This window comes from Aeromonas media, assembly GCF_020423125.1.
In the GTDB taxonomy this organism is placed as follows: domain Bacteria; phylum Pseudomonadota; class Gammaproteobacteria; order Enterobacterales; family Aeromonadaceae; genus Aeromonas; species Aeromonas media.
The window spans coordinates 20752-44639 of record NZ_CP075564.1 but is presented as its reverse complement, the minus strand read 5'-3'; the positions used below and the strand labels follow the sequence as shown (position 1 = coordinate 44639).

Sequence of the window (23888 nt, the reverse complement as noted above, 5' to 3'; positions counted from 1 at the left end):
GCACTCAATAAGTAACATTGGCGATTGCGCCGAGCAACAGCGTCAACCCGCTTTTCCCTAGTGCCCTTTTATCCGCACCCGCCACGCCCTCAGCCCTGATAGCCTTTCATCAGCTCTTGCCAGTTCTCCGGCACGAAATGGAAGCTGGTGTGCAATTGGGACTCCTTGCTGAAGGAGCGCTGCAACCGTTCCAGATTGGCCTGCTGCCAGCTGCCGGGGGAGCGGATAGCCCCCTTGTCAAAATCGATCACCCACACCTTGCCCTCCTTGTCGAGCAGCAGGTTGTGACTGTTGAGATCCGCATGATAGACCCCGGCCTCGTGCAGCCGACGCACCGTCTGACCCACCTTGTGCCACACCGCGTCGGCGAGGGGCCCCTGCTTGAGCAGGGCCACCAGATCCTTGGCACCGCGAATGCGCTCGATCAAGATGTCGGCGCGATAGAAGGGCCCCTGCTTGACCATGCGGGCCGCGAACGGTCGTGGCACCGGCAGCCCCTGCTCGCTCAACCGGGCCAGCAGACGGTATTCGGCCATGGCGCGGCTCGACTCCACCCCTTCGAACCAGAAGCGATCCCGCACCAGCTTGCCCACCATGCCGCCGCGATAGTAGTGGCGCAGCACCAGGTGGCGCGACTCGTCCTTCACGAACCAGGTCACCCCGCGACCGATGGCGGAGCCCACCACCTGCCGATGGGTCTGCCACCAGGCCGGATCGAACAACGCGGGGGAAGGGTCGCGGAAGGCGCCTTCGGCATACCAGCAGATCTGGTTGTGGGCGGTCTGTGTCAGCATCATGAGTATTCCGGTCGATAGTGGGGCGCAATGCACCCCGTCATGGGGACTGTGCCGGTCGGGCAGCTGGCGCAATTTTACAATCCACAAGGGAGTTTGCATAATGCCATCCATCCATTTTGCCATCGTTGCGCCACATCATGCCGCTGTTCCAAACGCCGCCCTCCTCTATCTGCATCCTGCGCCTCTCCGCCATCGGGGATTGCTGCCATGCGCTGGCGCTGGTGCGCGTCATCCAGCGGGAGTGGCCAGAGACTCGCATCACCTGGGTAACCGGCAAGATAGAGGCGACCCTGTTTGCCGATCTGCCCGGGGTGGAGGTGATACCCTTCGACAAGAGCAAGGGCTGGCGTGGCTACCGTGATCTCTGGCGCACCCTCAAGGGGCGCAAATTCGATGCCCTGCTCCACCTGCAGGCTGCCCTGCGTGCCAGCATCGCCACCCTGGGCATCAGAGCAAAGATCAAACTCGGGTTCGACAAGGCGCGGGCCAACGACGGCCAGTGGCTGTTCACCAACCATCAAGTGCCTTCCCCCGCCTCCCCCCATGTGCTGGATGGTTTCCTCGCCTTCGCCAAAGAGCTCGGCATCCGGGATCTGACCCCGGACTGGCAACTGCCCATCAGCGCCGAGCATCAGGCGTGGGCAAAGGAGAAGATTGGCGGCAAACCGACCCTGCTCATCTGCGCCGCCGCCAGCAAGGCGTTCAAGAACTGGACCGCCGAAGGCTATGCCGCTCTGGCGGATCACGCCGCCAGCAAGGGGTTTCAGGTCTATCTCTGCGGCGGGCCGGCCAGGCTGGAGCGGGATCTGGCTGCCGACATCCAGCGCCTGAGCCAGAGCAAGCCAGTGGATCTGGTGGGGCAGACCAACCTCAAGCAACTGCTGGCACTCATCAAGGAAGCCAGCCTGGTGCTGGCCCCCGATACCGGCCCCACCCACATGGCGACCCTGACGGGCACGCCGGTGATCGGCCTTTACGCCCATCACAACCCGGATCGCACCGGCCCCTATCTGTGCCGCGCACATGCGGTCAGCGTCTACCAGGAGTTGATCGAGCAAGAGACAGGCAAGCCACTGGCGGCACTCGACTGGCGTACCCGTCTCAAGGATCCGGACGCCATGCGCAAGATAACCAGCGAACGTGTCATCGCCGCCTTCGATAGGCTCTGTGCCGAGCGCCAGCTGCCGGGCTGAGGGGCAACTCGGAAATTCCGAGCCCTGAGGCAGGGATAATCTGATGGCCCGAGCCGGGTGCCGGGGGCAAAATAGCGGCCGATGTGGGTAACGCTCCCGCAGCAAGCAACGAATACTTTGATCGGCTGGAATATGATTCCGGCCGTTTTTTTATCCGCCCCCATCTGCTAATATTCGCCGCCTTTACAACCCCCTGACTCAAGAATTTCCCGCGTTTTGCGAGCGACTGTCTCCCTTTCGGGCACATGACGGCAGCCTCTGCTACAACCAAAACACGGGTCATCGCTTAAAGGTACAGACATGGCGCAACAAGGCACTCTCTATATCATCTCCTCCCCGAGCGGGGCCGGTAAGTCCAGCCTGCTCAATGCCTTGCTGACCCAGCACAACGACGCCGGCAAGATGCAGCTCTCCGTCTCCCACACCACCCGCGCCACCCGCCCCGGCGAAGAGCACGGTGTGCACTACCACTTCGTGCAGGTGGAAGAGTTCAAGGCGTTGATCGAGCGCGGCGATTTTCTGGAGTGGGCAGAGGTGTTCGGCAACTACTACGGCACCTCCCGCGCCGCCATCGAGGCCTGTCTGGCCCAAGGCATCGATGTCTTCCTCGACATCGACTGGCAAGGCGCCCGTCAGATCCGCGAGCAGATGCCGACCAAGTCTATCTTCATCCTGCCCCCGAGCCGGGAAGAGCTGGAACGCCGCCTGATCGGCCGCGGCCAGGACAGCAGCGATGTGATCGCCGGCCGGATGGCGAAAGCCATTGCCGAAATGGTGCACTACGACGAGTATGACTATGTCATTATCAATGAAGACTTTGAGCAGGCACTGTTCCAGCTCAGGGCCATCATAGAGTGCCAGCGGCTGGAATTGCGCCAGCAACAGCAGGCCCAACAAAACTTGCTGCAACAGCTACTGGCAGAATAGGCCAAAAACAAGTAAACTTTTGCGTCATTTTTAAACACTGCTTTTTCAAACACAGAAAGCCCAAACACTGGAGTCCTGCATGGCACGCGTTACTGTAGAAGATGCTGTAAAACAGGTAGGTAACCGTTTTGACCTGGTGCTGGTCGCCGCACGCCGCGCCCGTCAAATCGCGGTACAAGGCAAAGATCCCCTGGTCGACGAAGAGAACGACAAGCCGACCGTGATCGCCCTGCGCGAGATCGAACTGGGTCTGGTCAACAACCAGGTGATGGATACCCAGGACCGCTACGAGCAGCAAGAGCAGGAAGCCGCCGAGCTGGCTGCCGTTGCTGCCATCGCCGAAGGCCGCGGTTAAGTCAGTCATTTCTCATGGTCGGCACCCGCCCGGGCGCCGACTGTTCTTCCCATTTACAACCGCTCGAAAACCTCGCAAACTCGAGGGCATACCCTCAATTCTACGGATTGTCGTTTCACCGCTGCGGGGACTGTCTTGTATTTATTTGAAAACCTTAAAGAAATAGCCAGTTCCTACCTGCCTTCCGAGCAGGTTGAGAAGCTCAGGCAAGCCTATGTGGTGGCCCGTGACGCTCACCAGGGACAGATGCGTTCCAGCGGCGAGCCTTATATCACCCACCCGGTTGCGGTTGCTCGCATTCTTGGCGACATGCGACTCGATCACGAAACCCTGATGGCCGCCGTGCTGCACGATGTCATCGAAGATACCCCGGTCACCAAAGACGATCTCGCCGAGCTGTTCGGCAACGCCGTTGCAGAGCTGGTCTCCGGCGTCTCCAAGCTCGACAAGCTGAAGTTCCGCGATCGCAAGGAAGCCCAGGCCGAAAACTTCCGCAAGATGGTGATGGCCATGACCCAGGACATCCGGGTCATCCTGATCAAGCTCGCCGACCGCACCCACAACATGCGCACGCTCGGCTCATTGCGGCCGGACAAGCGTCGCCGCATCGCCCGGGAAACCCTCGAGATCTTCGCCCCCATCGCCAACCGCCTCGGTATTCATACCATGAAGAACGAGCTGGAAGAGCTGGGCTTCGAGGCGCTCTATCCGATGCGATCCCGCGTGCTGCGCGAATCGGTGCGCCGCGCCCGCGGCAACCGCCGCGAGATCATCGACTCCATCCAGAGCGAGATTGAGGGTCGCCTGCGCGAGGCCGGCATAGATGCCCAGGTCAGCGGCCGTGAGAAGAACCTGTTCTCCATCTACAACAAGATGGAGAAGAAAGAACTGCAATTCCACGAAGTGATGGATATCTATGCTTTCAGAGTGAGAGTGAAGGACATAGATACCTGTTACCGGGTGTTGGGGCAGATGCACAGCCTCTACAAACCGCGTCCTGGTCGCTTCAAGGACTACATCGCCATCCCCAAGAGCAACGGCTACCAGTCTTTGCACACCTCATTGGTGGGGCCGCACGGGGTGCCGGTGGAGGTGCAGATCCGTACCGAGTTCATGGATCAGATGGCCGACAAGGGTGTCGCCGCCCACTGGGCCTACAAGCAGGATGGTGACAGCTCGGGCACCACGGCCCAGATCCGCGCCCAGCGCTGGATGCAGAGCCTGCTGGAGTTGCAACAGAGCGCCGGCAGCTCCTTTGAATTCATCGAAGGGGTCAAGACCGACCTCTTCCCCGACGAGATCTACGTGTTCACCCCGGAGGGCCGCATCATGGAGCTGCCCGCCGGCGCCACCCCGGTGGACTTCGCCTACACGGTGCACACCGACATCGGTCACGCCTGCGTCGGCTCCCGGGTCGACCGCCACCCCTATCCGCTCAGCAGCCCGCTGCATTCGGGTCAGACGGTGGAGATCATCACGGCGCCGGGCGCCCGCCCCAACGCAGCCTGGCTCAACTTCGTGGTGACCACCAAGGCACGCTCCAAGATCCGCCAGTTCCTCAAGAACCTGCGCACCGAAGAGTCGGTGGTGCTGGGTCGTCGTCTGCTCAACCATGCACTGGGCGCCAAGAACATCGAAGACATTCCCGAGCCGCGCATCAAGCAGGTGCTGGCCGACACCAAGCACGAGAACCTGCAGGGCCTGCTGGCCGACGTCGGACTGGGCAATGCCATGAGCGTCATGGTGGCGCGCCGCATGCTGGGTGACGAGCTGCCCCCGGAAGAACAGCCGAAATCCAGCAGCAAGAAGATGCCCATCAAGGGGGCCGACGGCATGCTGGTCACCTTCGCGAACTGCTGTCGTCCGATCCCCGGGGATGCCATCATCGCCCACATCAGCCCGGGCAAGGGACTGGTCATTCACCAGGAGTCCTGCCGCAACATCAAGGGTTACAGCCGCGAACCGGACAAGTACCTGCCGGTGCAGTGGGAAGTGGACAAGGAGCAGGAACAGGAATTCCGTACCGGCATCAGCATCGAGATCGTCAACCACCAGGGTGCCCTGGCGGAGCTGGCCAACGTGATTGCTGCCACCGGCGCCAACATCCACGCCATCAGCACAGAAGAGAAGGATGGCCGGGTCTATCTGGTCACCCTGCTCATCACCACCAAGAGTCGTATCCACCTTGCCAACATCATGCGCAAGATCCGGGTGATGCCCAATGTGCTCAGGGTGAGCCGACAGAAAAACTGAACACAGGCGGCGCAAGCCGCCTGCTGCTTTTCAAGAGACACTCATGGCCCCATGCAGCAGGCCACCAGCCTTGTTGCGTGCACCAGCCTCACGACATAGAAACCGATATGACTCCTGAACGCTTTAAACGGATCTCCGACATGCTGGCACAGCGCCAACTCGATTTGACCGTCTGCATGGAAGAGGTGCATAAACCTCACAACCTGGCCGCCATCGTGCGCACCGCCGATGCCATCGGCATTCACCGGGTCCACGCCGTCTGGCCCAAGACCTGGATCCACAAGCGCAAGGGCACCGCCCGCGGCAGCCAGAACTGGGTCGACGTCAAGCTGCACCCGGACATCGGCAGTGCCGTGGCCGAACTGAAAGACTCCGGCATGCAGATCCTGGCGACTCACCTCTCGGAGAGCTCGGTGGACTTTCGCACCATCGACTACACCAAGCCGACCGCCATCCTGGTGGGCCAGGAGAAGCACGGCATAGGGGAAGAGGCGCTAGCCCTGGCCGATCACCATATCGTCATTCCCATGGTGGGCATGGTGCAGTCCCTCAACGTCTCGGTGGCCGCCGCCGCCATACTGTACGAAGCCCAGCGCCAGCGCGAGCTGGCCGGCTGCTATCAGCGCGGCTGCCCGCTCGACCTGGAGGAGCAGAACAGCATACTGTTCGAGGGGGGGTATCCCATCTATGCCCAGCTCTGCAAAGAGAAAGATATGCCCTATCCCCAGCTCGGCCCGGCCGGCGAGATCCAGGCGGACGAGGCCTGGTGGCAACGGATGCAGCTGACCCGCAAGGGCTGGGCCGCACAACAGGACGATCCCCTGGATATGGAGTATCCAACCGATGAAGTTTAACGCTCTGCCCCTGCTGGCCCTGACCCTGTTTTCTGCCGGAGCCCTTGCCGTGACCAATCCCTATCAGCTGACCACGGAAGCCGACGTCCCCGCCCTCCATCAACAGACGCTGCCGGATTTCTGGCGCGACCATGCCGCCCCGGGGGAGTTCAAGGGCAAGGACGGGGTGACCATCCGCTATGCCGCCCTGCGCCAGGCCAAGGTGGACAGAGCCATCCTCCTCGTCAACGGCCGGGTCGAGAGCTACCTCAAGTATCAGGAGCTGGCCTGGGATCTGTGGCGTCAGGGCTACAGCCTCTATCTGATCGACCACCGCGGCCAGGGGTTGTCGGATCGCCTGCTGGCCGACAAGGAGAAGGGCTATGTCGCCGACTTCGACGACTATGTGCTGGATCTGAAGCAGTTCCATGACGAGGTCATACTGGCGGACAAACCCGCCAAGCTGTTCCTGCTGGCCCACTCCATGGGCGGCGCCATCTCGGCGCGCTATTTGGAGCGCTGGCCAGATGATGTCGAGGCGGCCGTGCTCTCCTCCCCCATGATGGGCATCAACCTCGGCGGCCTGCCCAAGTGGCTGGCCCAGGGGCTGGCGGCCACCATGGATACGGTCGGCAGCTGGTGGGGCGAGCCCCCCTATGGCCCGGGCCAGACCGGCTATGTCTCCCATGAATTTGCCGACAACGGCCTGAGCCACAGCAAGTCCCGCTACCAGGCATTCCGCCAGCTCTATGAGCAGCATCCGCAGATCAAGCTGGGTGGGGTGACGGCCCACTGGATCCGCGAGGGCATCAAGGCCGGGGATGCCGCCATCGCGGAGGCAGACAGGATCAAGACGCCACTGCTGCTGATCCAGGCCGGGGAAGACGGCATTGTCGATAACCAGGCCCAGGACAGCTTCTGTGACCGGCTCCAATGTGAAGGGGGCAAGCCGCTGCGGATCGAGGGGGCATGGCACGAGCTGTTCATCGAGGCCGATGCCCAGCGCCTGCCAGCCCTGACCGCGACCCTGGACTTCTTCGCCCGCTTCTAGTGGCCAGTTGCATGACTTGCCAGGGGCGTGGCCAGCGTCCTGCGTCCAGTATGGCGTCACTTGCCATCCAGGCGCAGTCTGCACCGGCACGGCATCAGACCCCAGGACTGGTTATTTTTTGGATCCCTAAATAAATGGGGTCACACCGGACGCTGGGGTACACTGCCCCGGCGTTCCACTGATGCCGAGGTAATGATGTTCAAGGTAGTTGTGTCCGATCTCGATGGTACCCTGCTCAACGGGCAGCACCAGATCTCCCCCCGCACCCGGGATACCCTGCACCGTCTGGTGGATCAGGGGATCAAGTTCGTGGTGGCCACCGGCCGTCACCATGTGGATGTACGCAGCATCCGCGATGCGCTGGGGCTGGATATCTACCTCATCACCTCCAACGGCGCCGTGGTGCACGACAAGCAGGACTCTCTCGTCTTCAACCAGGCACTGCCGAGCACGGTGGCGGCCGAGCTGATCGCGCTGGAGCGTGACCCCTCCATCCACATCAACGTCTACTACGGCGACGAGTGGCTGGTGGAAGAGGAGATGCCCTGGCTGCTGCAGTTCCATCACGACTCCGGCTTCAGCTATCGCCTGACCGATCTCGCCAGCCACCCGCTGGACAAGATCAACAAGGTCTTCTACATCGGCGAACACGAGAAACTGCTGCAGATAGAGGCAGAGCTAAACCAGCGTTATGGTGATCGGATCAACGTCACCTTCTCCCTGCCGGATTGCCTCGAAGTGATGCACGCCGGGGTACACAAGGGCAATGCCGTGCGTGCCGTGCTGGAGCAGCATGGGCTTGAGATGTCCCAGGCGGTCGCCTTCGGGGATGGAATGAATGACTTCGAGATGCTGAGCATGGTGGGCCGCGGTGTGGTGATGGGCAACGCCCATGATCGCCTCAAGCTTGCCCTGCCGAACCATGATCAAACCCTGAGCTCGGACGAGGATGGCGTCGCCGTTTATCTGGAGCGACTATTCGCCCCCATTGTCGCCTGATCTCCTCGCCATGAGTGCAAAAGGGTGGTCTATAGACCACCCTTCTTACATTCTTGGTATCCTCACCATATCGAGCTGGGGGGCATCAGACGCTCCAGCAGGCTGCCGGTTGGCGTCCAGGTAAAGCTCTGATTGGCGCCACCGTAGCACTCGGCCAGCCGCAACGGCACGGCGGATCTGTGGCGACGACCGGCCACATCCAGGCACAGTGACACCTGTCGGTTGAACAGACGATCCCCCTGCCACTGCCATTGGTGGCTGTCATTCTCGCACCCTCCCACGACAAGGCCGTCTGTGCCCGTGGCGATCAGGCAGCCCTGCGCCAGCAGCAAGGCTCCCGCATCCCAGATAAACAGCTGGTTGGGCCCCTGATCGCAAGGCTGGGTGAGCAGGTGGCCCTGCTCGTTCAGGGCCACGCAGAAGCCACCGTCGGTCACCAGGGTGGCCGGGGGAATCGGTGTTGAGCTGGAGGCGGCCTCCAGCAGCAGGTTCTCTGGTCTCGGCGGCAAGGCACAACCGCCGAGCAGCAGTGCCATCAGGGCGAGCAATCGGATATGAAAGGGCATGAGATGCATAGGCCTGTATCTGGGTGGGTCGCGGGTGCCCACTATTCTCGTGGCTCCCGGCCAAGCATAACGAACCCATGGCGAACAGGCGCCTGCAGAAATGTAAGCAGAGGTGACAAAGACATAGATACGCAGAAAAGCAAAAACCCCGCCGAAGCGGGGTTTTCATAATGTGGTCGGTGATAAAGGATTCGAACCTTTGACCCTCTGGTCCCAAACCAGATGCGCTACCGGGCTGCGCTAATCACCGATGGATATTTCCAAAATACAAAGATGACCATCTGGTCATCCTCGTCATACAGCAAGTATGGTGCGAAGAGAGGGACTCGAACCCTCACACCCGGGGGGCACTAACACCTGAAGCTAGCGCGTCTACCAATTCCGCCACCTTCGCATACCTGACAAGCTGTAAAATGGGGTGGCTGATGGGGCTCGAACCCACGACAACCGGAATCACAATCCGGGACTCTACCAACTGAGCTACAGCCACCACAGCTGTTTTGTTCCACAACAACGCCCGCTTAACCGGCGCACGTTTATGGTGCGCCCGACAGGATTCGAACCTGTGACCTCTGCCTCCGGAGGGCAGCGCTCTATCCAGCTGAGCTACGGGCGCTACGCTGTCGAACGGGGCGCATTATTGATGATGGCGCCCACCTTGTCTACTCTTTTTTTGTCACAAGGAATCAAGCGATTGTTTTTCAATCTCTTTGTGCAGTTTTATACCTATTCTTCACGCTTTCGAGCCAAATCATCTTCACGTGACCCGCTTGTGCATACTCAACTTGCAGTAAACTGACTGGCATCCCTTGACTTGTCCTCTCCTACACCTAGAATGAATGAACGTTCATTCAGTCACCGAAATCTGATCACCATGGATAAGAAAGAACGCATCTTCGAGGCGGCTCACGAGATCCTCGGCGAGCAGGGCTTCTACGGCCTCTCCATCGCCATGGTTGCCAAGAAAGCCAGGGTCGCGGCCGGGACCATCTATCGCTACTTCAGCGACAAGGATGATCTTGTCCGCCAACTCTACCTGCACACCATTCTCAAGTGTCATCCCCAGATCATGGAGGGGGTGCAAATAGAGGAGGTGTCATATCGTCAGTATCGACGCCTCTGGCTCAATATCGACGCCATCTTCACCAACTATCCCAACGCACTCAAGTGCAAATTGCAGTACGAAAGTTCTCCATTGGGGGCTGAATTGGAGCGGGATCCGGTCATAATGGCGACGTGGGCGCCACTTGAGCGCTTCTTCGAGCAGGGACGCCAGCAGGGATTGTTCATTGATCTCCCCGTCCTGGTGCTACAGGCATTGAGTCTGGATTGCGTGGCCAACCTGGCACAGCAACGCCGGGTTCACGATTTTGTATTGACGCAAGAACAGCTGGAGACGGTCATCCGAGCCAGCTGGAATGCTATTTTAAACCCTAATCATTCCATCACAGGAGCCTGTTCATGAAAAAGTGGATGGCCATCATGTTGCTGATAGCACTCGCCCTGTTCGGCAGTGTCATCGGCTTCAATATGTTCAAACAGAAGAAGATTGCAGAGTTCATGGCCAATCGACCCGAGCCAGAGTTCCCGGTGACCGCCATGGTGACCAAGGCGCAAGACTGGGTCCCCACCATAGAAGCGATCGGCTTCATCGAGCCGAACCAGGGGGTCACCCTCTCCAGTGAGCTGGCAGGCACCATCGACAAGATCAGCTTCGAATCCGGGGCACAGGTCAAGGCGGATCAACTGCTGCTGAGCCTGGATTCCAGCGTGGAAAAAGCCAACCTGAACTCCTCCCAGGCCAGACTGCCTGCGGCTCGAGCCAAGTTCCAACGCTATCAGAACCTGTACCAGAAAAACTCCATCTCCCGCGATCAACTGGATGATGCCGAAGCGAGCTACCGCTCCCTGGAAGCGGACATCGAGAGCCTGAAGGGCACCATTAACCGCCGCGAAGTCCGCGCCCCCTTCGGTGGCGTCGTGGGTCTGCGCAACGTCTTCCTCGGCCAGTATCTGGAACCCGGCACCGAGATCGTGCGGTTGGAAGACACCAGCGTGATGCGCCTGCGCTTCACCGTGCCCCAGACCGACATCTCCAAGATTTCCCTCGGCCAGACCATCAAGATCAACGTGGATGCCTATCCCCAGACCCAGTTTGACGGTCAGATCACCGCCATCGAGCCAGCGGTCAACTACCAGAGCGGCCTGATCCAGGTACAGGCCAACATCCCGAACAACGGCGGCCAACTGCGCTCCGGCATGTTCGCCCGTGCCAGCATCATTCTGCCCACGGTGAAAGACCAGATAGTGATCCCGCAGTCTGCCATCTCCTTCACCCTGTATGGGGAGAACGTCTATGTCATCCATGAGGCAGACGGCGTGAAACGCGCCAAGCAGGTGGTAGTCAAGGCGGGCGAGCGTCGCGGCAATGATGTCCATGTGTTGTCCGGCATCAAGGCTGGCGATCAAATCGTGCTGTCGGGCCAGGTTCGCCTGAGCAACGATACCAAGGTGCACGTGGTCGACAACGATGCCCTTGCCGTTCCGGCACAAACCCCGATGCTGTAAGCGCGGAGATCTGCGATGCGATTTACTGACATATTCATAAAACGGCCGGTGCTGGCGATCTCGCTCAGCTTCCTGATAGCCCTGCTGGGCTTCCAGGCCATCTTCAAGATGCAGGTGCGGGAATACCCCGAGGTGATCAACACCGTCATCACGGTCAACACCAGCTACTATGGCGCCAGCTCGGATCTGATCCAGGGCTTCATCACCCAGCCGCTGGAGCAGGCGGTCGCGCAAGCCGACAACATCGACTTCATGACCTCCTCCAGCCAGCTGGGCAGCTCCACGGTGACGGCCTACATGAAGCTGAACACCGACCCCAACGCCGCGCTGTCCGACATCCTGGCCAAGGTCAACTCGGTGAGATCCCAGTTGCCCAAAGAGGCGGAAGACCCTTCGGTCACCTCCTCCACGGGTTCCACCACGGCGGTACTCTACATGGGCTTCACCAGCCCTGAGCTGAACTCCAGCCAGATCACCGACTACCTGGAGCGGGTCATCAAGCCCCAGCTGTTCACCGTGGGCGGGGTGTCCAAGGTGGACCTCTACGGCGGGGTCGAGTTTGCCCTGCGGGTATGGCTGGATCCGGCCAAGATGGCCGCCTTCGATCTGACCGCCAGCGACGTGATGACGGTGCTCAACAGCAACAACTATCAGTCCGCCACCGGTCAGGCCACCGGCTATTTCACCCTGTTCAACGGCAATGCCGAGACCCAGGTCAGCAATACCGATGAACTCAAGCGCCTGGTCGTAGCGACCCGAGATGGCAAGGTGATCCGCCTCTCCGACATCGCCAAAGTGTCGCTGGAGAAGAGCCACGACATCTATCGCGCCAGCGCCAACGGCCGTGAGGCCGTGGTGCTTGCCATCAATGCCGCGCCGACCGCCAACCCCATCAACATCGCCCACGATGTGCTGGAGCTGCTGCCCAGCCTGAAGAGCAACATGCCGAGCACCATGCAGGTCAACATCCTGTATGACTCCACCATCGCCATCAACGAGTCCATCCACGAGGTCATCAAGACCATACTGGAGGCGGCCGCCATCGTACTGGTGGTGATCACCCTGTTCCTCGGCTCCTTCCGGGCCGTCATCATCCCTATCATCACCATACCGCTGAGCCTCATCGGCGTGGTGATGATGATGGACATGTTCGGTTTCTCCATCAACCTGATGACCCTGCTGGCCATGGTGCTCGCCATCGGCCTGGTGGTGGATGACGCCATCGTGGTGCTGGAGAACGTCGACCGCCACATCAAGGAGGGGGAAGAGCCGTTCCGGGCCGCCATCATAGGTACTCGTGAAATCGCCGTGCCGGTCATCGCCATGACGGTGACCCTGGCTGCGGTGTACGCGCCCATCGCCCTGATGGGGGGCATCACCGGCTCCCTGTTCAAGGAGTTCGCGCTGACCCTGGCGGGGGCGGTGTTCGTCTCCGGCATCATCGCCCTGACCCTGTCACCCATGATGTGCGCCAAGATGCTCAGGGCCAACGAGACCCCGAGCAAGTTCGAGAGCACGGTACATCACCTGCTGGATCGGATGACGGCCCGCTACGACAGCATGCTGCATGCCGTGATGCAAAAGCGCATCGTGGTCATCCTGTTCGCCGTCATCGTGTTCGGCAGCCTGCCGCTGCTGTTCAAGTTCATCCCGAGCGAGCTGGCCCCGTCCGAGGACAAGGGGGTCATGGCCGTGCTGGGGACGGCACCGTCCAATGCCAACCTGGACTACATCGAAAACACCATGGCGGACGTGAACAAGGTCCTGGATGACCAGCCAGAAATCGCCTACTCCCAGGTCTTCTCCGGGGTGTTCAACGCCAACCAGGCCTTCGGCATCGCCTCCATGGTGCCCTGGAGCCAGCGTGAGGCGAGCCAGAAAGAGGTGCTGGATCGAGTGGCCGGTCTGGTGAAGGACATCCCCGGGATGGCCATCACCACCTTCCAGTTCCCCGAACTGCCGGGGGCCTCCAGCGGCCTGCCCATCCAGTTCGTCATCACCACCCCGAACAGCTTCGAAAGCCTGTTCCTGATCGCGGGTGAGATGCTGGCGGCGACCCAGGCCAACGGCCAGTTCGTCTATTCGGATCTCGATCTGAACTACGACTCGGCCACCATGAAGATCAGCATCGACAAGGACAAGGCGGGTGCCTACGGCATCACCATGCAGGACATCGGGACCACCATGGGCACCATGATGGCAGACGGCTACGTCAACCGGATCGATCTGGATGGCCGCTCCTACGAGGTGATCCCGCAGGTGGAACGCAAGTATCGCCTCAACCCCGAGTCCATCAAGGGTTATTACGTGCGCGCCGCCGACGGCAAGTCGATCCCGCTGGGCAGTCTGATCAAGATTGAAGTGGTTGGCGAGCCCCGCGCCCTGCCCCACTTCAACCAGCTGAACTCCGCCACCATAGGCGCCGTACCGGCACCGGGTGTGGCCATGGGGGATGCGATCAACTGGTTCAAGGCCACCGCCGAAGAGAAGCTGCCGCAAGGCTATCGCTACGACTTCATGGGGGAAGCCCGCCAGTTCGTGACCGAAGGCAACGCCCTGTACGCCACCTTCGCACTGGCGCTGGCCATCATCTTCCTGGTGCTGGCCATCCAGTTCGAGTCGGTACGTGATCCTCTGGTCATCATGGTGTCGGTGCCGCTGGCCATCAGCGGGGCGCTGATTGCCCTGGCATGGGGCATGGCCACCATGAACATCTACTCCCAGGTGGGCCTCATCACGCTCGTTGGTCTAATCACCAAGCACGGTATTCTGATCTGCGAGGTGGCGAAGGAGGAGCAGCTGCTGCACGGCATGAACCGGATGCAGGCCGTGATGCAGGCCGCCAAGGTGCGTCTGCGTCCCATCCTGATGACCACGGCGGCCATGATCGCCGGTCTGATCCCGCTGCTCTATGCGGCAGGTGCGGGCGCGGCCCAGCGCTTCAGCATCGGCATCGTGATCGTGGCGGGTCTGGCCATCGGCACCCTGTTCACCCTGTTCGTGCTGCCGGTGATCTACACCTTCCTGGCCTCTGAACACAAACCGCTGCCGGAATTCGACGAGTCCATTCCGGCCAAGGCAAAGGGAAGTCATTGATCCTCAGCCGACACCAACAAGGCCCCGAAAGGGGCCTTGTTTTTATCCATTTCATGACCCACGACATGAGTCCATGAAGCAGTTAAACTAAGCCGTTCGCAATCCAGACCGCAAGGATGCCATGTCAGGAATCTTCTCCAAGGCCTTCGGCCTTAACGGACTCTCTTATCGTCTGCTTTCCTACATTCTGATCTGCAGTACCGTGCTGGCGCTGGTCATCACGGTGCTGCAGCTCGCCTGGGACTACAACAAGGACGTGACCGTCATCGAGGCCAGCATCGACCAGATCGAGGCCTCCTTCCTGCAACCCATCTCCGCCAGTCTGTGGAACCTGGATGAGGAGCAGGTCAAGGTGCAGATCGAAGGCATCATGAACCTGCCCAATATGCAGTTCGTCATGGTCAAGGAGATGCTGGGCAACTCGGAAGTGCCGCTGCTGACCCAGGGTGTGGAGCAGGCGCAATACGACATCTCCCGCGAATTCAGCCTCACCTATCAGGGGGAAGTGGTCGGCAAGCTGTTCGTCGCCGCCACCCTGGAGCAGGTCTACCAGCGACTGATCGAGAAGTCGGTGCTGATCCTGGTCAGCCAGACCATCAAGACCCTGGTTGTCTCGCTCTGCATCCTGGTCATCATCTATTACCTGGTGATCCGTCATATCAACCGCATCGTCAGCTACGCCCAGAAATTGAGCCTGGATCGGCTGGCGGTGGAACTGACGCTGGAGGGGCGCCCCCTGCCCCGCAAGCATCCGGACGAGTTCGATGCGCTGGCCGCCACCCTCAACCAGATGCGTACCCGCCTGAACGACGAGTTCACGGCCCGCCATCAGGCGGCGGATCAACTCCAGCAGGAGCGGGACTTCTCCGCCACCCTGATCAACTCGGCCAACATGGTCATCTGCTGCATGGAACCGGATCTCAACATCGCCAGCATCAACCCGGCCGCCATCCTGCTCACCGGTTACCATCATGAGGAGTTGCTCCAGCACAACTGGCTGGATCTCTTCGTCAGCCAGGAGCAGAGGGCCGAGCTGGCAGCCATCCTGTCGGACCAGGGCTCTCTCGATGACAGGGAGATCATCATGCATGACCAGCAGGGCCACGAGCTCGTCCTGCAGTGGACCTTCGCCCCCTTCTACGAGGGACCCAATCTCAAGTATCTGATTGGTTTCGGTTATGACATCACCCGTCTGAAGAAGGTGGAGCGGGAGATCACCCTGTTCAACGAACAGCTGGAAGGCAAGGTGGTGGAGCGTACTCGCAGCCTGAGCGATGCCAACGACCAGCTGGGCAAGGCCTATGACGACCTGAAACAGGCGCAGCAGACCCTGGTGGAGTCGGAGAAGATGGCCTCCCTCGGTTCCCTGGTGGCCGGCGTGGCCCACGAGATCAACACTCCCATCGGCATCAGCGTGACCGCCTCCTCCTATCTGCAGGAGCAGGTGGCCGACTTCAAGCAGCACCTCGAAGCCAAGCAGTTGTCACGCTCCTATCTCAACGAGTTCACCCAGAATCTCGACGAGTCGATGCAATTGCTGCAGGGCAACCTGAGGCGAGCCTCCGAGCTCATCGCCAGCTTCAAGCAGGTGGCGGTGGATCAGTCGTCCGAGGCGCGCTACAACTTCAGCCTCGCCGACAATCTGCATCAGGTGGTGGTCTCCCTCGGCTACAAGCTGAAGAAGGCCCAGTGCGAAGTCGACATTCAATGCGATCCCAAGCTGGCCATCTACTCCTTCCCCGGCAGCTTCACCCAGATCTATTCCAATCTGATCCTCAACTCCATCCATCACGGTTTCGACGGCTGGGACAGGCCCAAGAAGATCACCATCAGGGTGGAGCAGCAGGGTGACGAGCTGGTCATCGATTACAGTGACAACGGCCGCGGCATCCCCCCGGAAATACTGCCGCGCATCTTCGATCCCTTCGTCACTTCCAAGCGGGGCCAGGGGGGCAGCGGGCTCGGCACCCACATCATCTACAACCTGGTGGTGCAGTTGCTCCGTGGCCGCATCCATTGCGCCAGCGAACCGGGCCAGGGAGCCCAGTTCCATATTCGCCTGCCCATCCAGCAGAACTGAGCGTCGGCTCTTGTGAGCCGGCCACTTTGTCCCCATCATGCTGTGATTGCATTCTTAACGAGCGGAGAACCTCGCAATGGCACAGCATTTTGACTATATCGCCATCGGCGGCGGCAGCGGCGGCATCGCCTCGGCCAACCGGGCTGCCATGTATGGCAAGAAAGTCGCCCTGATTGAAGCCAAAGAGCTGGGGGGTACCTGTGTCAACGTCGGCTGCGTGCCGAAGAAGGCCATGTGGTATGCCGGCCAGATCGCCGATGCCCTGAGGTATGGATCCGACTACGGCTTCGATACCACCCTCAATCACTTCAGCTGGGCCAGGCTGGTCGAGTCCCGTCAGGCCTACATCGGCCGCATCCACAAGTCCTATGAGAACGTGCTGGGCAAGAACCAGATCACCGTCATCAAGGGCTTTGCCCGTTTCGTCAGCAGCAACACCATCGAGGTTGATGGCGAGCAGTACAGCGCCGATCACATACTGATCGCCACCGGCGGCCGCCCCGAGGTTCCGACCATACCAGGTGCTGAATTCGGCATCGACTCCGACGGCTTCTTCGAGCTGCAAGCCCAACCCAAGCGGGTCGCCGTGGTCGGCGCCGGCTATATCGCCGTGGAGATCGCCGGCGTGATGCAGGCACTCGGCTCCGAGACCCACCTGGTGGTGCGCAAGCATGCGCCGCTGCGCAACTTCGATCCCATGATCCACGAGACCCTGGTGGAGATCATGGCCCAGGAAGGGCCCAGGCTGCACACCCACGCCGTGCCCAAGGCCGTGGTCAAGAACGCCGACGAAAGCCTGACCCTGCAACTGGAAGATGGCCGCCATCTCACGGTGGACTGCCTGATCTGGGCCATCGGCCGCATGCCCGCCACCGACAACCTCAATCTGGCCGCCACCGGCATCACCCTGGACGAGCAGGGCTTCATCCCGACCGACAAGTTCCAGAACACCGCCGTCGCCAACCTCTATGCGGTGGGTGACAACACGGGGCGCATCCAGCTCACCCCGGTGGCCGTCGCGGCCGGTCGTCGCCTCTCCGAGCGGCTGTTCAACAACAAGCCCAACGAGCACCTCAACTACGATCTGGTACCGACCGTGGTGTTCAGCCACCCGCCCATCGGCACCATAGGGCTGACCGAGCCGGAAGCCATCGCCGAATATGGCGAGAGCCAGGTGAAGGTCTACCGCAGCCAGTTCACCGCCATGTATTCGGCCCTGACCCAGCATCGCCAGCCCACCCGGATGAAGCTGGTCTGTGTCGGGCCGGAGGAGAAGGTGGTCGGCCTGCACGGCATCGGTTTTGCGATGGACGAGATACTGCAAGGTTTCGGCGTCGCCATGAAGATGGGCGCCACCAAGGCGGACTTTGACAACTGCGTTGCTATCCATCCGACCAGTGCGGAAGAGTTTGTGACAATGCGATAAGCACGTTTGAAGCTGGCCTGTCACTATCTGGCCAGCTTCAACAACTGCGTTCCCACGCCTCATCCCACCAGCGCGGAAGAATTTGTCACCATGCGATAAGGCGATAAGCACGTCGAAGCCGGTCTGATCACCATCAGGCCGGCTTCGACAACTGAGTGCCGCTTTCCTTCCCTCCTCCCGACTGCATGAAAGAGTGGGCCACCACACGCCAACTACTTCCAGTAGCAGCGCTATCACCACACGGCGAGATTCGACCTCGGTCTGCGCATCAGTACCGCCATCACACTGCGGTTCTTCCACTGTGGGCTGTCAGGTTGGATGGAATGACGAGCGGATCTCCTCGCATTGCATCCAAGTCCAATCTGGCGGATTGAGGTGTTCAGGCTTGCGGCTGATATCGTTCGGCCGCATGAGCTTGGCGAAGATCCGACATCAGCCCTTGACGTGCATCATCCAGAGCGGTCCAGCGTTCGGCGACATGAAGTGGCGGAATCGTCACCAGCTCGCGGCGATCGAACCCGACCAATGCGGCATCAACCAGCTCGCCCACTTCCATCACCTCGGGGAGAGTGTTGACATCCACACCTGCATGCGCCCAGATTTCGGTGCGGGTTGTGGCCGGCAACACGGCTTGCACGTAGACCCCTTTGGGTGACAGTTCATGAGCCAGCCCCTGCGACAAAAACAGCACGTAGGCTTTGGTCGCACCGTAGAGAGAGATACCGAACTCGGGCGAAAATCCCACCACAGAACCAATGTTGACGATGCTCCCCGTGCCGGATTGCGCAAGGCGCGGTGCGATCGCTGCGGCGAGCCGCGTCAATGCGGTTATGTTCAGTGCGATCTGGGATTCGATGGCCTCGGGAGATTGCTCCAGAAAATGCCCGGATTGCGGCATACCGGCATTGTTAATGAGGATGCCGATACGTGCGTCATGCCGCAGGCGAGTTTCCAGTGCCGGCAGCTCTGCCGAATTGGTCAGGTCAGCCTGCAGCACCTCAACGGCTATCTGGTGTTGCTCACGCAGGCGCATGGCCAGCGCATCCAGGCGCGACTTGTTGCGCGCAACAAGAACAAGATCGTGGCCACGGCGAGCAAAACGTTCGGCATAGGTGGCACCGATACCGCTGGAGGCGCCGGTGATAAAGACTGTCGGTAGTGTGGTCATGTTATTTCCTTGATATGGATGGCGTGGGTGAACGAGCCAATGCGGCCGTGATCACGGCTTGATGCTGACGACGACCTTGCCCCTGGCGTGGCCCTTGGCAAGATACTCCAGCGCTTCTTTGGCCTGGTCGAACGGGAATACCTTGTCGATGACCGGCTTGATGCGTTGAGCGTCGAGCAGTTCGCCGATTTCGGTGAGTTGGTCGCCATCGGGACGCACAAACAGGAACGAGTAGGCGACGTTCCGCTTGTTTGCCCGCGACCTGATTTTTCGGCTCATCAGCCCGAACAGGAGGCGGAGCAATACGTTCAGCCCCCGGGCACGCGCGAAGGCAGCATCCAGCGGGCCGGTGAGGGAGATAATCTTGCTTCCCGGTTTGAGGATATCGATGGCTTTTTCGATCGCATCTTCCCTGACTGTCCCCAGCACGGTGTCGTAGCCGTGCAGTTGGTGCTCGAATGCCTGTTGCTTGTAATCGACCACCTCATCGGCCCCCAGCTCGCGCACCAGCTCGATGTTACCGGTGCTGACGGTGGTGCCCACCTTGGCCCCCAGCAGCTTGGCAAGCTGGATAGCAAAGGTGCCGATGCCACCGGATCCGGCAGGGATAAACACCTTTTGGCCAGCCTGCAGATTGGCGCGCTCCTTCAGTGCTTGCCATGAGGTGAGTCCGACCATCGGGATCGAGGCAGCTTGCACGAAGTCCAGATTGGCAGGTTTCAACGCCGCAGCGCGCTCAGGCACCACCGCAAATTCGGCCAGCGATCCGCTACCGTGATCGAAAATACTGGCGAAGACGGCATCGCCCGGCTTGAAACGGGTCACCTGACTGCCAACCTCGGTCACGACACCGGCCAGATCGCTGCCCAATGTGGCGGGAAGCTGAAAATGAAGCACCGGTTTGAACATGCCGGTCGGAATCATGTTGTCGATCGGGTTCAGGCCGGCGGCATAAACCTGAACCAGCATTTCGTCCGCCTTCAGTGCAGGACGGGGGAGATCCGTGATCCCAATCTCCGGCGACTTGCCGTAACGTTTGAATGTGAGTGCTTTCATGATTCGGTCATTCATCCTTGGCTGTGCATCGGGGTCAGGTCTGCGTCATCCGCGAGGAAGGCCAGCACCTCGGGCACAAAGGCACGATAGTGCTGAAAAATGCCACCGTGCCCCGAGTCGGGGTAAATCGTCAGTCGGGCATTCGGCAGCCGGCGAGCCATGTCCGCTGACAGTCGGCTATCGACCATCAGGTCATGGTCACCATTGGCCACGAACACCGGTTGCGTGATGACCGAAAGATCATCCGGCGCACTCAATCCCGCACTCCGGATCGCCTTGAGCTGGGCATATCTGGCCTGCAGGGAGATGGGCTGGTCACGGTCAGTCGTGCGCGCTTTCAGACGAGAGAAATACTCTTTTGCCGCACGCTTGCCATCCGGGGTGCGGGGAAAAAACAGGAAGTGCCGCGGATCCTTCAGCGTCAATGCCGCTTTGAGGTAGGCGGTGGCGGCAATCTTGTTGATCTCGTCGATACCGCCACCTCCCCGCGGCCCGGTTCCGGCAAGCACAATCCGGCGCACCAGATCCGGCGCCTGCAAAGCCACCATTTGCGCCACACCACCACCTAACGAAAACCCGAGCAGATCGACCTGCGACAATCCCATGGCGCGAATAAAGGCGATGGCATCACGTCCCATCTCCTCAATGGTATGTGGCACCGATCCCCCCGAGGCGCCGACTCCGCGATTATCGAAAGCGATAACCCGGCGTTTCGCCGCGATGCCATCGATAACACCGGGATCCCAGTCATCGAGTACCGCCATCAGATGGTGCAAAAAGATCACCGGCACACCGGTGTCGGGGCCCAGCGCCCGATAGGCAAAAGATGTTCCGTTCACATCAAGGGTGCGGGTCGGCACATCTTTCCAATGCATATGCCCTGTCTGACGTAGTGTGGTCACCGGGCGGTGACCGGCAGATCTCCCGGTTATCGAGGCGATCCCCATCTTCTTTGTAACCATGTCCGAGATCTCCGTGTTGGGTGGATTGTTTGTGGTTGCAGTGTTACTATCAAATTGATATCAACTTACTATCAATTCACAACCAAGTCACTATCAAAACAGTATGAACATGAAAAAAAGTTACGATACCCCATGCCCAATCGCGCGCAGCATGGCGATTGCTGGTGATGCATGGAGCATATTGATCCTGCGCGATGCCCATGCCGGTCTCACTCGCTTTGACCAATTCCGGAAAAGTCTGGGGATAGCACCCACGATGTTGACCCGCAGACTGGCGACGTTGACCGAAGAGGGTTTGCTGGAAAAAAGGCTGTATTCTGAACATCCACCCCGTGAGGAGTATCTGCTGACCGCTGCCGGTCGCGATTTTCTACCGATACTCTTCATGATTGGTGAGTGGGGTCGCCAATATCGGGGCGACGACAACATGATCCGTTTCTTCGATATGGAGGCCGGCACAGAAATCAAGGCCATCGTGGTCGATGAAGTGACCGGGGCAAAGATTGGGACCCGCCCGCTGCGCGTGGTGATGCCTGATGAAAACTGACCGATGATTTGACACTCGCATCGTCTTTCACCCAAACCCGGCTCAGGCTGGGTTTTTTTGATCCCTCCTCGCCATTTCTCTCGCAAAACCGCCGTTCTTTACGCCGATTTTACGTTCCCCAAATGCCCCTTTATGGCGCCTTTACGGCCGTTTTACATACCCTTTCAGCGTCAATGACACCAACGGAGTCGATATGGATTTGCATCGACTCTCGGCGCTAATAATCTCAACGGAGTCGTTATGAATTGGCTATATCTGCTGCTGGTCCTTGCCCTGATGGGTTACCTGATGCGCGCACTCACGCGTAGTCACGAGTGAGGAACTAGAACATGTGGCAAGAAATAATCTATCCGGTGGCCTTCGTGCTGCTGGTCCTGCTGCCGGCACCCCTGCTCGGCAGCTATATGTATCGTGTGTTCGAGGGCAAGAGCCGCTGGCTCGCGCCGGTCGAGCGCGCCACCCTGGCCTGCTGTGGCACGGACGGACGGGAGCAGGACTGGAAGTCCTACGCCCTCAGCCTGCTGGCCTTCAACGGCGCCGGATTCGGTCTGCTGTTCCTGATCCTGATGGCCCAGGGCCTGCTGCCCCTCAACCCGCAACAGCTGCCGGGCCTGAACTGGCAACTCGCCTTCAACACCGCGGTCAGCTTCATGACCAACACCAACTGGCAAGCCTATTCCGGTGAGGCCAGCCTCTCCTACTTCAGCCAGATGGTGGGACTCACTACCCAGAACTTCGTCTCGGCCGCCACCGGTGCCACTGTCGCTATCGCACTGTTTCGCGGCCTCTCCCGCCAGCAGACCATACACCTTGGCAACTTCTGGCAGGATCTGGTGCGCTTCTGCCTCTATGTGCTGCTGCCCATGGCGTTGCTCATGGCGCTGCTGCTGGTGTCGCAAGGGGTTCCCCAGAGTCTGTCGGCCTATCTGCCGTTCCACGCCCTGGAAGGTCAGGAGCAGTTGTTGCCGCTCGGCCCTGCCGCCTCGCAGATCGCCATCAAGCAACTCGGCTCCAACGGCGGCGGTTTCTTCGGCGTCAACTCGGCCCACCCGTTCGAGAACCCGACCGCCCTCTCCAACTGGCTGGAGATGGTCGCCCTGCTGACCATTCCCGCCGCCCTGGTCTGTACCCTGGGCCGTTACGTGAAGGATACCGGCCACGGCCGCGCCATCCTCACCGCCATGACGCTGCTGTTCGTGCTGGGGCTCGGTCTGTCCGTCTATCAGGAACTGCAACCGGATCCGGCGCTCGCCCAGCTCACCACCCAGGCAGGCAACTGGGAAGGCAAGGAGAGCCGTTTCGGCCCTGTACTCTCCAGCATCTGGGAAGTGGCGACCACATCGGCCTCTAACGGCTCTGTAAACGCCATGCACGACAGCTTCACCCCGCTGGGTGGCATGGTCGGCATGATCAACATGCTGCTCGGTGAGGTCATCTTCGGCGGCGTGGGTGCCGGTATCTACGGCATGATGCTATTCGTGCTGTTGACCGTGTTCCTGTGCGGCCTGATGGTTGGACGCACCCCGACCTATCTCGGCAAGCGTCTCGGGATCACCGAGATGAAATGGGTAGTCGCCAGCATGCTGGTGATGCCGGTCGGGGTTCTGGTGATCGGCGGGGTAACGCTGCTGATGCCGGATGCCACCACCATCATGGGTCACGACGGTCCTCACGGTCTGTCACGCCTCATCTATGCCTACGCCTCGGCCGCCGGCAACAACGGCTCGGCCTTCGGGGGCTTCGCCGCCGCAGACAACTGGCAGTGCGTCGCCATCGGTCTGGCCATGCTGCTCGGTCGCTTCGGCTACATCATTCCGGTACTGGCCATCGCCGGTCAGCTCTCGCGCGCCTCCCAACAGGATGCCGGCGAGGGTGACTTCCCCATCCGCGGTCCGCTGTTCATCACCTTGCTGATCATCACAGTGCTGCTGATAGGCGGTCTCTCCTTCCTGCCGGTACTGGCGCTGGGCCCCGTCGCCGAGCATCTCCTGATACTGGGAGCGCTCTGATG

19 protein-coding genes and 4 tRNA genes are annotated in these 23888 nt (G+C 60.3%); 14 read left to right on the top strand and 9 right to left on the bottom strand.

Annotated elements, in window-relative coordinates:
* Positions 1-89: 89 nt before the first annotated feature.
* The gene (locus KI797_RS00205; RefSeq protein ID WP_226173204.1) at positions 90-794 is read right to left on the bottom strand and encodes a 3-deoxy-D-manno-octulosonic acid kinase; all 705 of its coding nucleotides are present in this window, start codon (positions 792-794) and stop codon (positions 90-92) included.
* Positions 795-922: 128 nt separating this feature from the next.
* Here KI797_RS00205 and KI797_RS00200 point away from each other — a divergent pair, with 128 nt between their 5' ends.
* The 7 genes from KI797_RS00200 (at position 923) to KI797_RS00170 (ending at position 8408) form a co-directional block, all read left to right on the top strand.
* Positions 923-1990, top strand: coding sequence for a glycosyltransferase family 9 protein (locus KI797_RS00200; protein ID WP_226173201.1), 1068 nt, complete (start codon positions 923-925; stop codon positions 1988-1990).
* A gap of 300 nt (positions 1991-2290) precedes the next feature.
* A complete protein-coding gene (gene gmk, locus KI797_RS00195) occupies positions 2291-2917 on the top strand; it encodes a guanylate kinase (protein WP_005326356.1) in 627 nt (208 codons plus the stop codon).
* 79 nt (positions 2918-2996) lie between these two features.
* Positions 2997-3272, top strand: coding sequence for a DNA-directed RNA polymerase subunit omega (gene rpoZ, locus KI797_RS00190; protein WP_005307060.1), 276 nt, complete (start codon positions 2997-2999; stop codon positions 3270-3272).
* Between the two features lie 135 nt (positions 3273-3407).
* Entirely contained in the window at positions 3408-5525 is a 2118-nt protein-coding gene (gene spoT / locus KI797_RS00185) for a bifunctional GTP diphosphokinase/guanosine-3',5'-bis pyrophosphate 3'-pyrophosphohydrolase (RefSeq protein WP_005326354.1), read from the top strand.
* A 107-nt stretch (positions 5526-5632) separates the two neighbouring features.
* Complete coding sequence (gene trmH, locus KI797_RS00180; RefSeq protein ID WP_226170924.1) at positions 5633-6379, top strand: tRNA (guanosine(18)-2'-O)-methyltransferase TrmH; 747 nt, start codon at positions 5633-5635, stop codon at positions 6377-6379.
* Complete coding sequence (locus tag KI797_RS00175; protein WP_226170922.1) at positions 6369-7409, top strand: alpha/beta fold hydrolase; 1041 nt, start codon at positions 6369-6371, stop codon at positions 7407-7409. The genes trmH and KI797_RS00175 overlap by 11 nt, the downstream gene beginning before the upstream one ends.
* 195 nt (positions 7410-7604) lie before the next feature.
* Positions 7605-8408 (top strand): Cof-type HAD-IIB family hydrolase, encoded by an 804-nt coding sequence (locus KI797_RS00170; RefSeq protein WP_182787096.1) that lies wholly within the window; start codon positions 7605-7607, stop codon positions 8406-8408.
* A 62-nt stretch (positions 8409-8470) separates the two neighbouring features.
* Here KI797_RS00170 and KI797_RS00165 read toward each other — a convergent pair whose 3' ends face one another.
* From KI797_RS00165 to KI797_RS00145, 5 genes are all read right to left on the bottom strand, one after another.
* Positions 8471-8983 (bottom strand): RICIN domain-containing protein, encoded by a 513-nt coding sequence (locus tag KI797_RS00165; RefSeq protein ID WP_226170919.1) that lies wholly within the window; start codon positions 8981-8983, stop codon positions 8471-8473.
* 164 nt (positions 8984-9147) lie between these two features.
* A tRNA-Pro gene (locus KI797_RS00160) sits at positions 9148-9224 on the bottom strand.
* A gap of 58 nt (positions 9225-9282) precedes the next feature.
* A tRNA-Leu gene (locus KI797_RS00155) sits at positions 9283-9368 on the bottom strand.
* Between the two features lie 20 nt (positions 9369-9388).
* Positions 9389-9464: transfer RNA gene (locus KI797_RS00150), tRNA-His, on the bottom strand.
* Between the two features lie 49 nt (positions 9465-9513).
* Positions 9514-9590, bottom strand: a tRNA-Arg gene (locus KI797_RS00145).
* A gap of 258 nt (positions 9591-9848) precedes the next feature.
* Between KI797_RS00145 and KI797_RS00140 the strand changes: the two genes are divergently transcribed.
* From KI797_RS00140 to gorA, 5 genes are all read left to right on the top strand, one after another.
* Positions 9849-10439 carry a TetR/AcrR family transcriptional regulator gene (locus tag KI797_RS00140; protein ID WP_043132702.1) on the top strand — a complete coding sequence of 197 codons (591 nt, stop codon included), beginning with the start codon at positions 9849-9851 and terminating at the stop codon, positions 10437-10439.
* Positions 10436-11542 (top strand): efflux RND transporter periplasmic adaptor subunit, encoded by a 1107-nt coding sequence (locus KI797_RS00135; protein WP_005326342.1) that lies wholly within the window; start codon positions 10436-10438, stop codon positions 11540-11542. The genes KI797_RS00140 and KI797_RS00135 overlap by 4 nt, the downstream gene beginning before the upstream one ends.
* Positions 11543-11557: 15 nt before the next feature.
* A complete protein-coding gene (locus KI797_RS00130) occupies positions 11558-14638 on the top strand; it encodes a multidrug efflux RND transporter permease subunit (protein WP_005326341.1) in 3081 nt (1026 codons plus the stop codon).
* 121 nt (positions 14639-14759) lie between these two features.
* Entirely contained in the window at positions 14760-16718 is a 1959-nt protein-coding gene (locus KI797_RS00125) for an ATP-binding protein (protein WP_005326340.1), read from the top strand.
* Between the two features lie 76 nt (positions 16719-16794).
* A complete protein-coding gene (gene gorA, locus KI797_RS00120; RefSeq protein ID WP_226170917.1) occupies positions 16795-18144 on the top strand; it encodes a glutathione-disulfide reductase in 1350 nt (449 codons plus the stop codon).
* A gap of 379 nt (positions 18145-18523) precedes the next feature.
* Here the strand turns inward: gorA and KI797_RS00115 are convergent, their stop codons facing one another.
* Genes KI797_RS00115 through KI797_RS00105 form a run of 3 tightly spaced genes read right to left on the bottom strand, consistent with a single transcriptional unit; the run spans position 18524 to position 21330 of the window.
* Positions 18524-19312: an SDR family NAD(P)-dependent oxidoreductase gene (locus KI797_RS00115; protein WP_182787092.1), complete on the bottom strand. Its 789-nt coding sequence runs from the start codon at positions 19310-19312 to the stop codon at positions 18524-18526.
* A 51-nt stretch (positions 19313-19363) separates the two neighbouring features.
* Positions 19364-20368, bottom strand: coding sequence for an NADP-dependent oxidoreductase (locus KI797_RS00110; protein WP_226170914.1), 1005 nt, complete (start codon positions 20366-20368; stop codon positions 19364-19366).
* An 11-nt stretch (positions 20369-20379) separates the two neighbouring features.
* Entirely contained in the window at positions 20380-21330 is a 951-nt protein-coding gene (locus KI797_RS00105; RefSeq protein ID WP_226170911.1) for an alpha/beta fold hydrolase, read from the bottom strand.
* Positions 21331-21439: 109 nt separating this feature from the next.
* Here KI797_RS00105 and KI797_RS00100 point away from each other — a divergent pair, with 109 nt between their 5' ends.
* Together KI797_RS00100 and kdpA are read left to right on the top strand one after the other, a co-directional pair.
* Positions 21440-21877 carry a winged helix-turn-helix transcriptional regulator gene (locus KI797_RS00100; protein ID WP_226170909.1) on the top strand — a complete coding sequence of 146 codons (438 nt, stop codon included), beginning with the start codon at positions 21440-21442 and terminating at the stop codon, positions 21875-21877.
* A gap of 329 nt (positions 21878-22206) precedes the next feature.
* Entirely contained in the window at positions 22207-23886 is a 1680-nt protein-coding gene (kdpA, locus tag KI797_RS00095; protein ID WP_226170907.1) for a potassium-transporting ATPase subunit KdpA, read from the top strand.
* Positions 23887-23888: the final 2 nt, after the last annotated feature.

Coding starts and splice junctions, on each gene's coding strand:
- KI797_RS00130 (WP_005326341.1), top strand. CDS start 11,558: ATGCGATTTACTGACATATTCATAAAACGGCCGGTGCTGGCGATCTCG.
- kdpA (WP_226170907.1), top strand. CDS start 22,207: ATGTGGCAAGAAATAATCTATCCGGTGGCCTTCGTGCTGCTGGTCCTG.
- gorA (WP_226170917.1), top strand. CDS start 16,795: ATGGCACAGCATTTTGACTATATCGCCATCGGCGGCGGCAGCGGCGGC.
- KI797_RS00165 (WP_226170919.1), bottom strand. CDS start 8,983: ATGCATCTCATGCCCTTTCATATCCGATTGCTCGCCCTGATGGCACTG.
- trmH (WP_226170924.1), top strand. CDS start 5,633: ATGACTCCTGAACGCTTTAAACGGATCTCCGACATGCTGGCACAGCGC.
- KI797_RS00115 (WP_182787092.1), bottom strand. CDS start 19,312: ATGACCACACTACCGACAGTCTTTATCACCGGCGCCTCCAGCGGTATC.
- KI797_RS00105 (WP_226170911.1), bottom strand. CDS start 21,330: ATGGTTACAAAGAAGATGGGGATCGCCTCGATAACCGGGAGATCTGCC.
- rpoZ (WP_005307060.1), top strand. CDS start 2,997: ATGGCACGCGTTACTGTAGAAGATGCTGTAAAACAGGTAGGTAACCGT.
- KI797_RS00175 (WP_226170922.1), top strand. CDS start 6,369: ATGAAGTTTAACGCTCTGCCCCTGCTGGCCCTGACCCTGTTTTCTGCC.
- KI797_RS00170 (WP_182787096.1), top strand. CDS start 7,605: ATGTTCAAGGTAGTTGTGTCCGATCTCGATGGTACCCTGCTCAACGGG.
- KI797_RS00140 (WP_043132702.1), top strand. CDS start 9,849: ATGGATAAGAAAGAACGCATCTTCGAGGCGGCTCACGAGATCCTCGGC.
- KI797_RS00100 (WP_226170909.1), top strand. CDS start 21,440: ATGAAAAAAAGTTACGATACCCCATGCCCAATCGCGCGCAGCATGGCG.
- KI797_RS00205 (WP_226173204.1), bottom strand. CDS start 794: ATGCTGACACAGACCGCCCACAACCAGATCTGCTGGTATGCCGAAGGC.
- KI797_RS00135 (WP_005326342.1), top strand. CDS start 10,436: ATGAAAAAGTGGATGGCCATCATGTTGCTGATAGCACTCGCCCTGTTC.
- KI797_RS00110 (WP_226170914.1), bottom strand. CDS start 20,368: ATGAAAGCACTCACATTCAAACGTTACGGCAAGTCGCCGGAGATTGGG.
- gmk (WP_005326356.1), top strand. CDS start 2,291: ATGGCGCAACAAGGCACTCTCTATATCATCTCCTCCCCGAGCGGGGCC.
- KI797_RS00125 (WP_005326340.1), top strand. CDS start 14,760: ATGTCAGGAATCTTCTCCAAGGCCTTCGGCCTTAACGGACTCTCTTAT.